The 10,432-nt window shown below is 67.4% G+C and carries 4 protein-coding genes and 1 pseudogene; 4 read left to right on the forward strand and 1 reads right to left on the reverse strand.

Translation table 11 applies throughout. The annotated features are described in order from the left end of the window. Positions 1-56: 56 nt before the first annotated feature. From AC6H42_RS06915 to AC6H42_RS06930, 4 genes are all read left to right on the forward strand, one after another. On the forward strand, positions 57-3,617 hold the full coding sequence (locus tag AC6H42_RS06915; RefSeq protein ID WP_082551735.1) for a pectinesterase family protein: 3,561 nt from the start codon (positions 57-59) through the stop codon (positions 3,615-3,617). A gap of 146 nt (positions 3,618-3,763) precedes the next feature. Continuing rightward, complete coding sequence (locus tag AC6H42_RS06920; RefSeq protein ID WP_057154791.1) at positions 3,764-5,965, forward strand: TonB-dependent receptor plug domain-containing protein; 2,202 nt, start codon at positions 3,764-3,766, stop codon at positions 5,963-5,965. A gap of 75 nt (positions 5,966-6,040) precedes the next feature. Beyond that, positions 6,041-7,831: a sensor histidine kinase gene (locus AC6H42_RS06925; protein ID WP_057154790.1), complete on the forward strand. Its 1,791-nt coding sequence runs from the start codon at positions 6,041-6,043 to the stop codon at positions 7,829-7,831. Positions 7,832-7,931: 100 nt separating this feature from the next. Then, positions 7,932-10,136 carry a hypothetical protein gene (locus AC6H42_RS06930; RefSeq protein ID WP_497547698.1) on the forward strand — a complete coding sequence of 735 codons (2,205 nt, stop codon included), beginning with the start codon at positions 7,932-7,934 and terminating at the stop codon, positions 10,134-10,136. Here AC6H42_RS06930 and eno read toward each other — a convergent pair. Continuing rightward, a pseudogene (eno, locus tag AC6H42_RS06935) lies at positions 10,133-10,432 on the reverse strand (phosphopyruvate hydratase); the annotation flags it as partial. The gene AC6H42_RS06930 and the pseudogene eno sit on opposite strands and share 4 nt — an antisense overlap.

Below are 10,432 nucleotides of genomic sequence, written 5' to 3' on the forward strand. Positions count from 1 at the left end.
GCCGCCTGGTCCCGGATTCGCTTTCCCCACTATAGATTCCTGTCACAGGAGCACACATGAGACACCTCCGTTTCAAGGCCGCGCTATGCCTTGGGATGCTGCTCGCCGCATCGGCGCCATCGTCCCTCAATGCCGCCGCCATCGACGCAGCCCGCCAGACCGCACCAGCCGACGGCTGGGCGGGCCAGGCCGGCGGCACCGCCGGCGGCGCGGCCGCCATCAGCAGCTACATCTACACCGTCAACAACCGCGCGCAACTGCTCGCCGCCCTCAACAACGGCGGCAACAACCCCAAGATCATCAAACTGGTGGGCACGGTGGACATGAGCGAAGGCGTCCCCTACGCCAACACCGGCGACCAGGCCGCGCGCGGCGTGATCCGCATGAAGCCCAACACCACGCTGATCGGCGACGGCGCCAACGCCGGCATCGTCAATGGCCACATCCAGGTCACCAACATCTCCCAGGTCATCATCCGCAACCTGAAAATCGTGGCGCCCTGCGACGTCGGCCCGGTGTGGGACCCGAACGACGGCGCCACCGGCAACTGGAACTCGGCCTACGACGCGATTGCCGTCTCCGGCGCCGACCATGTGTGGGTGGACCACGTGACATTCACCGATGTGCCCGTGACCGACAACCTGCTGCCCATCGAGAACGGCAAGGTCAAGCAGTGCCACGACGGTTCGCTGGACATCACCAATGCGTCCGACTACGTGACCGCGTCCTACAACGTGTTCACGCAGCACCACAAGAACAACCTGATCGGCTCCAGCGACAGCGCCTCGGCCGACGAAGGCAAACTGCGCATCACCTTCAGCAACAACGTCTTCCGCGACGTCACCAGCCGCTCGCCGCGCGTGCGCTACGGCCAGGTCCACCTGTTCAACAACTACTTCGTGGGCAGCAAAACGGGCGCCATCTACGGCTACGACTACAGCGTGGGCGCGGGCTACAACGCCAAGATCCTGTCCAACGCCAACGTGTTCGAGATCGCCGGCACCGGCAACTGCGGCGACGTCGTGAAGAACCCCGGCGGCACGCCCACCGGCGCCTTCAAGGACACCGGCTCGCTGCACAACGGCGCGCCGCTGGCAGGCTGCACGGTGCCTGACACCGTTGGCTGGACGCCGCCGTACACCTTCAGCCCGCGCCCGGCCGCGCTGGTGAAAGCCAACGCAGTGGCGCAGGCGGGCGGCGGCAAGCTCACCACCGCCATCACCGGCACCGGCGACGTCTCGGTCGATCCCGGCCTGACGCTGGCCTGCCCGGCCACCGGCCTGTATTTCTGCGACGACTTCCAGAACGGCAGCAGCGCCAGCTGGGACCTGCTGCCGCTGGCCGGCCCGAACGGCAGCTTCTCCGTCAAGGCGGAAACCGTGGGCGGCGCCAACAAGGTGATGCAGTACACCGCCGCCAGCACCGGCGGCGTCCTGGCGCTGCTCAAGTCCAGCGCCATGGCGGCGGTGCCGTCCGGCGACTACTTCGTGGAAGCGCGCATCAAGCCGCTCACCAATGGCACCACCGGCAACAAGCAGCTCTACCTCATCACGCGCTACCAGAACGCCAGCAACTGGTATGGCGGCGGCCTGAACGTGCAAAGCTCCACCGCCAGCACCCAGGTGGAAATCGCCAAGATGCTGAACAACTCCCTGAGCCGGCCCAAGCAGGTGAGAAAGCCCATCAACATGGACGCGCAGTTCTACACCGTGCGCTTTGAAATGACAGGCAGCACGCTTACCATCTACCTGGACGGCGAATCGCTGGGCAGCGTAACCGACACCGCCTTCGCCGCGCGCGGCCTGGTCGGCCTGTACACCGCCAACAAGTCGTTCCAGATCGACGACGTGCGCATCGGCGACCCGGCGCTGAAACCGGCCCAGCTCACCCTCAACCCATCGGGCACCACCTACGCCGCCGAAGCGGGCGACGCACCGCTGCAGGTGGCCGTCACCGCCGTCAAGGCCGACGGCAGCGCCGACGAATACAGCGCCAGCTCCAGCAATCCGGCCGTGGTGGCAGTGGGCGTCAACGGCGGCACCTTGACCATCACCCCGGTAGGACCGGGCACGGCCAACATCACCGTCACCAGCGACTCCGACCCCACGCTGAAGCGCGGCATCGCTGCCACCATCGCCGCGCAGTTCATCCAGCCGACCCAGACCTACGGCCTGGCCGGCCTCGCCAGCCCCGCCGTGCAGCAGGACGGCGTGAACGTGGACGCCGCCCTGCAGCTGACCTTCGACAGCCCGCCCACGCTGGGCAGCGGCGGCAGCATCCGCATTTTCCGCAAGGTCGACGACGCGCTGGTCGATGTGATCAGGATCAGCGGCGAGACCGAGGAAATCGGCTACGCAGGCCAGGCCGCCATCCGCAAAGTAAACAGCACCCCGGTCACCATCAGCGGCAACACGCTGACGGTGCGCCCGCACAGCAACCGCCTGGCTTACGGCGCCGAGTACTACGTGGCCATCGCCAACGGCACCGTCAACGGCATCCTGGGCGGCGTGCCGTTCGCAGGCATCGGCAAGCTGGGGGGCTGGAGCTTCGCCACCCGCTCCGGTCCGCCGGCCGTGTCCTCCGTTCTCACCGTGGCCGCCGACGGCAGCGGCGACTTCAACACCGTGCAAGCGGCGCTGAACTTCGCCATGAAGGAGTTCGCCAAGGCCGATCCGGTCACCATCAGCATCAAGAACGGCGCTTACCGCGAACTGCTCTACCTGCGCGCCAAGGACAACGTGACCCTGAAGGGCGAAAGCCGCGACGGCGTGGTGATCCAGTACACCAACCACGACACGCTGAACGCCGGCTCCGGCGGCAGCCAGGCGCCGGGCGCGGCCACCGCCCCCGCCGGCGGCCGCTCGGTGATGCTGGTGGAAGCGTCCGACATGCTGCGCCTGGACACGCTCACCATCCGCAACACCACGCTGCGCTCGTCCTCGATTTCGGCGCAGGCCGAAACCCTGTACTTCAACAACGACGCCGGCCGCCTGGTCGGCATCGACGCCAGTTTCTTCAGCGAGCAGGACACGCTGCAGCTGAAAGGCTGGTCTTGGTTCTACCGCACGCTGGTGGCGGGCAATGTGGACTTCATCTGGGGCGGCAGCCGCGCCGCGCTGTTCGAAGAAAGCGAAGTCCGCTCCGTGGGCGACACCACCAGCGCCACCGGCGGCGGCTACGTGCTGCAGGCGCGCGTGCCCAATGCGGGCGACAAAGGCTTCGTGTTCCTGAACAGCAGCCTGACGCACGGCCCCGGCCCGGGTCCGCTGCACGGCGATGTGCCGAACGGCGCCACCTGGCTGGCGCGCAGCCCGGGCGGCACCGCCACCTGGGACAACATCGCTTTCATCAACTGCAAGATGGACAGCCACGTGGCCCCTGCCGGCTGGGCCGGCCTGGGCGTAAACGGCCAGCCGGCGCCCAATCCGGTGACGCCGACCGCCGCCAGCGGCTGGCGCGAGTTCGGCAGCACCGACCTGGCGGGCAATCCGCTCAACCTGGCCGCACGCGTGGGCGGCTTCCAGCTCAGCGCGGGCGACGTGGCGGCCGGCTTCGCCACCCGCAAGCTGGTGTTCGGCGCATTTAACAGTAGCGCCGGCTGGGACCCGCAGCCGTAACGGCCGGGGCGGGGGCGGCGCACGGCCGCCCCCTGCCCTTCCCGCCCGATCAAATGCGTGAGCATTTCGGTATTGCACCAAAAGAATGTTGCCAATTTAGCAGGCCCGGATGATAATTGCCGCGTTTGTCATATCCGAGCCACGAAATGAACCTGCGCCTCACCCCCATCGCCCTGGCGGCCGCCCTGCTCGGAACGGCCACCGCCGGCCTGGCCCAGCAGCCTGCAGCCAAGCCTGCCGTCAAGGATGCTGTTCAAGCCGCCCCCGCCAAGGCCGCCGCGCCGGAACCCGCCATCACCAAGGTCGAGGTCAAGGGTAGCGCCGACGCCTACGATGCGCGCCGCGATGACACGGCCAGCAAGACCGTGATGAGCCACGAGGAAATCATCAAATACGGCGACACCAATGTGTTCGACGTGCTGAAACGCGCGCCCGGCGTGACGGTGATCGGCAATGCGATCCGCATGCGCGGCCTGGGCAACGGCTATACGCAGATCATGGTGAACGGCGAACGCCCGCCTCCGGGCTTCACCATGGACACCCTGGCGCCGGACCAGATCGAACGGATCGAGGTGGTGCGCGCCGCCACGGCCGAGCATTCCATGCAGGCCATCGCCGGCAGCATCAACATCATCCTGAAAAAAGTGGTGTCCAAGCCGCAGCGCGACCTGCGCATCAACACCGCGCGCTCCGGGCAGCAGCGCAATGTGTTCGTCAACGGCACGCTGGCCGACCGCGACGGCAGGCTGTCCTGGTACCTGAATGGCGTCGCTTCGCGCTTTCTCGGCAAAAACCCCAACCAGAGCACCGAACAGTTCACGGCGCCGTCCGGCCAGGTGCTGCAACTGCGCGACAAAGCGACCCGCCAGAGCAACGACTCGGCCTCGATCGGCATATCGCCGCGCCTGAACTGGAAGCTGGAGAACGACGATCAGTTCAATCTCAGCTCCTACATCCAGTCGCAGCGGTCCGGCTACGGGTCCGGCACGCTGACCAGCAACCGTGCCGGCAGCTTCCCGCAGCCGGACTATGTGGACCGCCAGGGCACGGGCAGCAACCGCTCCACCTACGGCAATGTCGACGTCAACTGGGTGGCGAAAATCGCCGGCGGCAAGCTGGACGCCAAGGCCAACATCGGCCGCGCCAGCGCCGACGGCGACAGCCGCTCCACCTCCTACACGGCGGACCGCAGGACCGTGCTGCTGCGGGAAGGCGCCACCTCGTCGCAGTTCACGCACTCCGGCACCACCGGCAAATACACCCGCACCGTATTCGACGGCCACGCGCTGTCCACAGGCTGGGAAGTCAGCCGCCAGGGTTCGGAAGACAGCAACCGCCGCGTGGAAGGCATCATCGGCCTGGCGCCGGACCGTATCGAGGAAGAGTTCAACCCCGTCGTGACCAAGGCCGCCGTCTACGCGCAGGACGAGTGGAACGTAAGCAAGGACTGGTCGGTCTACCTGGGCGCGCGCTGGGAATCCATCGAGACCGACAGTTCCGGCACCGGCCTGAAAGCCACGCAGTCGCGCAACAGCGTGCTCAGTCCCGTGGCGCAAACCCTCTACAAATTCCCGGACAAGAGCGGCCGCCAGCTGCGCCTGGCGCTCACGCGCACCTTCAAGGCGCCCAACACCGGCCAGCTCAGCGCGCGCCGCTACGAGTCCGACCTGAACACGCGCTTCAACCCGGACTACAGCGGCAATCCCGACCTGAAGCCGGAACTGGCCACCGGCGTGGACCTGACCTACGAGCATTTCTTCGCACCCGGCGCCGTATTCTCGGTCGGCACCTCGCAGCGCCGCATCTCGGACTACATCCGCAGCAAGCTGACGCAGGACGGGCGCGGCTACTGGCTGGTGCAGCCGCTCAACGACGGCAGCGCCACCGTGCGCTCGCTGGACGTGGAGCTGAAGTTCCCGCTCAAGGCCATCCTGAAGGACGGGCCGGGCTTCGACTTCCGCGCCAGCGTCAACCGCAACTGGTCGCGGGTCGATTCCGTGCCCGGTCCGGACAACCGCCTGGACCAGCAGATTCCGCTCAGCGTGGTGCTGGGCAGCGACTACCGCGAGGACAAATACAGCGCCGGCGCCAGCCTGTCCTACCGCCAGGGCGGCCCGGTGCGCGTTTCCGAGCAGCAGAGCAGCCAGCTGCAGGCGCGGCGCGAGCTGGAAGCCTATTTGCTGTACAAGCTCCGCCCCGGCTACCAGCTGCGGCTGGCCGTCAGCAATGCGCTGGGCGAGGACAGCATCGGCGACTCGCAATACCTCGACAGCAACGGCGGCAGCCGCACCTGGACCCGCACGCCCGGTTCGGCGCGCTTCCAGGCCAACCTGGAGATGAAATTCTAAGGGTGCGCCGCCCCGTGTCATATATAATGTTGCAGTTAAGATAATTATAAGTTGCATTCAGCCGCAACTGCTGCAATGAAAGTTCGTTCCCTGCTCGCCCTGACCATCACGGTTGCCCTGGTCCCCGTGGTGGTGTTCTTCGCCGCACCGCTGGCGCGCCTGGTCGACGCCGAGCGCGACGCGGGCGTGCGCAGCCTGCAGGAAGCGGCGCGCGCCACCTCGGTGGCGGTGGACGCGCAGTGGAACGAGGCAGCCGGCCTGATGCGCGCGCTGAGCACCTCGGGCAAGCTGGAAGCCGAGCAGATGGAAGCGTTCGCCGGCAAGGCCCATGCGCTGATGGACGGGCGCGACGCCAACCTGGTGCTGTACGACGCCAACGGCCAGCAGCGCGTCAATACGGCGCTGCCGGAAGGCTCGGTGCTGCCGGACACGCGCGCCGAGCGCGAACGCATCGGCAAGCTGCTGGGCACGGCCAAGGTGTCGGTGACGGACCTGATGACCGGTCCCGTCACGCGCAAGCCCATGGTGGCGCTGGAGTATCCGTTCGCGCTGGCCGAGGACCGCCACTACGTGATGAGCTATGCCTTCGAAGCAGCCCTGATGGCCAAGGCATTGCCGCCGCCGGATGACGAAGGCACGACCTACCGGATCTACGACAGCAAGGCCCGCTTGATCCAGTCCAACCGGCCGCAAACCGACATCGGCGCGCCGGCGCCGCCGGCCATCGCCGCTGCCATGCGCGCCGGGCAAACCGGCCTGGTGCCCATGCAAGAAGACGGCTACGCCGTGCTGGCCTCGTCCCGCATGTCCAACTGGTGGGTGGTGATCACCGCCGGCGAAGACCGCATCGACGGCAATGCGCGCCGCATTGCGCTGCTATCCGGCCTGGGCCTGCTGATGGCGCTGCTGCTGGCGGTGGCCACCGCCTGGGCCATCAGCGCACGCATCGCCAAGGCCATCGCGCAGACCAGCGCAGCGGCGGGCGCCATCGGTTCGGCACCGCCCAAGCGCCCCGTGCCATCCGGCATCGCCGAAGTGGACGAACTGGGCGAGAGCATCTACCAGGCCGCGCACCTGCTGGCCGAAGCGGCCGCCGAGCGCGAACGGCTGCTGGTGCAGGCCCAGCACGCGCGCGAAGTGGCGGACGCGCAAAACCGCGCCAAGGACGAATTCCTGGCCATGCTGGGCCACGAGCTGCGCAACCCGATGGCGCCCATCAGCGTGGCGGCCCACATGCTGGCCATGCCGGGCCTGAGCGAGCAGCAGCTGCGCCAGGCCAGCGCGGTCATCGCACGCCAGAGCAGCCATATGAACCGGCTGGTCAATGACCTGCTGGACGTGTCGCGCGTCACGCGCGGGCTGATTTCGCTGGACCGCAAGCCGCTCAGCATCCAGCCGGTGATCGCCAGCGCGGTCGAGCAGACCGGCAGCATGGCCGCCGGCCAGCAACATACGCTGACGGTGGCGCCCATGGCCGAAGAGCTATGGGTGAACGGCGACGCGATACGGCTGGTGCAGGTGCTGGCCAACCTGCTGGCCAACGCCATCAAGTATTCGCCGCCGCAATCCGAGATCCGGATCGAGGCCGTGCGCGACGGCGGCGACCTGCTGCTGACCGTGAGCGACAACGGCAGCGGTATCGAAGCCGGCCTGCTGCCGCGCATCTTCGACCTGTTCTCGCAAGGCGTGCGCCGGCCGGACCGGGCCGATGGCGGCCTGGGACTGGGTCTGGCGCTGGTGCGCAAGATCGTCGAACTGCACGGCGGCAGCGTGGCGGCCCACAGCGAAGGGCCGGGCAAAGGCAGCCGCTTCGCCATCCGGCTGCCGCTGCACGACGTGCAGGCGGCCGCATCCACGCCCGGCTAAGCCGCTACGGCGCGCAGCGTGACAATTCGCGTATCTCGGCATGACGATTATGCGGTAAGGTAGGCGGCACTGCTTCAGTCACGCTTTCGTGGAGGTTGGCATGCCCGCTACGCAAGTCACCCGCACAGCGTTTGCGCGCCGCGCATTGTCCCTGTGCTTCTTTCCCTTGATCACGGTCGGCGTGGGCAATTTCGTCCTGCTGAAGCTGCCCCAGGCGCGCGAAACGCTGGAGGCCGTGCAAAGCTTCGACAGCGGCGCATTCTGGACCGAGGCCAGGTACTGGTACTTCCTGCTCGCGTTGGCCTATTGGGCGTTCACCGCCTGGTATTGCGCGCGCATCATGCTGGGCAAACGCTTCCCGCTGGACGACATCGGCGACTGCGTCAGCCCGCGCTTCGCGACGGCGCTGGTGTGCTGGCTGCCGCGCCTGCTAGGCCTGATGAGCTGCATTCCGATGACACTGTATTTCGCCTTCGGCGGCCAGCATTCGCCGCTGTACTGGCTGCCGATGGCGATCTTGTCCTGTCTCTTCCTGGCCTTCGTGGTGGTGCGCAAAAAGCTGTTCGGCGTTGCAGGCTGGGCGCATCGCCCCGACTGCCCGTATCCCCGTTTCGACAAGCTGGGCACGCTCGCCGTGGTGATGATGGCGGCCATGGTGGCGACCTCCTGGCTGCTGCTGTTAGCCGTGCTGATTGGCAAGGCCGACGCCGCGCGCGCGGTCGGCTCGCCCGCCCTGCTGCTGGCCGCGCTGGGCGGCTGGACCTTGTTCGGCAGTATCGCGCTGATGTACGTGCCCAAAAGCCTGGGCTGGCCGGCGCTCACGCTGCTGCCGTTCGCACTGGCCCTGGGCGCCTCGTTCAGCAACGAGAACCACCTGGTGGCGCAGTCGGCAGCGCCCGCCCCGGATGCGGAACATGGCGCGCCGGACAAGCTGATCGCCGATTTCCGCGAATGGAAGATGAAACACGACGCTGCACGCCCCGGCCAGCCGATCTACCTGGTGGCCTCCGCCGGCGGCGCTTCGCGCGCGGCCTACTGGACCGGCGCCATGCTGTGGGAGCTGGAGAATTTCGCGCGCGCCAGCGGGCGCAGCTTCGCGCCCAATATCTACGCCATGAGCGGCGTGTCCGGCGGCAGCCTGGGGCTGGCCGCCTTCGCCGGCGCACTGGCCAGCAGGCCAGGCCAGGAAAGCGCGCCGCTGCCGCGCACCTTGCTCGAATTCCTCGGCAAGGACTTCCTGGCGCCAGCCATCGGCTACATGCTCTACCCGGACGCGCTGGCGCGCTTTTCGCCGCTCCCTTGCACCGGCTGCGACCGCTCGCGCGGGCTGGAGGAAAGCTGGGCCGAGGACTGGCGCCGGCTGATGCCTGACGACCCGGCTGCGGACTGGTTCACGCGCAAGCTGCCCGCGCTGAAGCAGGGCCGGGACGCCCTGCCCCACCTGATACTGAACGCGGCCTCGGTCAGCGACGGCAAGCGCGTGGTGCAGTCCAGCCTGGATTTCCTGCCGCCGGAAGCCTACGACCTGCTCGACAAGCGGCTCGACACCAGCCGCCTCACGCTGGCAGGCGCGGTCCACAACAGCGCGCGCTTCCCCTATATCAGTCCGGGCGGGCTGGTGTACACCCGCAGTCCGCGCGCGGAGTGGGACTACCTGGTGGACGGCGGCTACTTCGAGAACTCGGGCGTGGCCACCATCAACACCATCCTCAACCGGCTGCATGCCGAAAAGGACCTGCTGGGGCCGAACGACCGGGTGGTCGTCATCGTCATCGAAAACGATCCGGCGTGGGAACACGAATGGCTGTGCAAAGGCAACAAGGAGAACATCTGCAAGCACGACGCCAGCGACGCGGCGGCCAGCAAAGCCAATGCCCAAGCCACCGCGCAAGCCGGTGCGGCGACCGGCAGCGCGGCCACGGGCAGCACCAGCACCTGCCCCGCCGCAGCGAAAACGCCGCTGCTGGCGGAACTGACGATACCGCCGCTGGCCTTGTACCAAAGCAGGAACGCGCGCGCACACGCAGCCGAGGCGGAAGCCATCCGCATCCTGGGCGGCTGCGCGGAGCAGCGCGTCGTCGAACTGCGCTATCCCAAGGTGACGGGAGAGAAAGAGCCGCCCATGAGCTGGTTCCTGAATGCGGGTAGCAGGGACATCATGGAGCGGAAGCTGGGCGGAGAACGCCCGCAAGCGTCGCAGAAGGCCTACCTGGCCTTCCGCGAGCAATGGCAGCTGATGCGGCGCTATATTGCCGCCGGGAGTCAGGCGCCAGCGCCGATACCGGCGCAAGCGCCCAAGAATTAACGCAGGTTGTAGAACGCCGCGCGGCCAGGATAGCTGGCGGTGTTGCCCAGGTCTTCCTCGATGCGCAGCAGCTGGTTGTACTTGGCCATGCGGTCCGAGCGGGACATGGAACCGGTCTTGATCTGCAGCGCGTTGGTGCCCACCGCGATGTCGGCGATGGTCGAGTCTTCGGTTTCGCCCGAACGGTGCGAAATCACGGCGGTGTAGCCGGCGCGCTTGGCCATTTCGATGGCGGCGAAGGTCTCGGTCAGGGTGCCGATCTGGTTGATCTTGATCAGGATCGAGTTGGCGATGCC

Source organism: Massilia sp. NBRC 108631 (assembly GCF_059704565.1).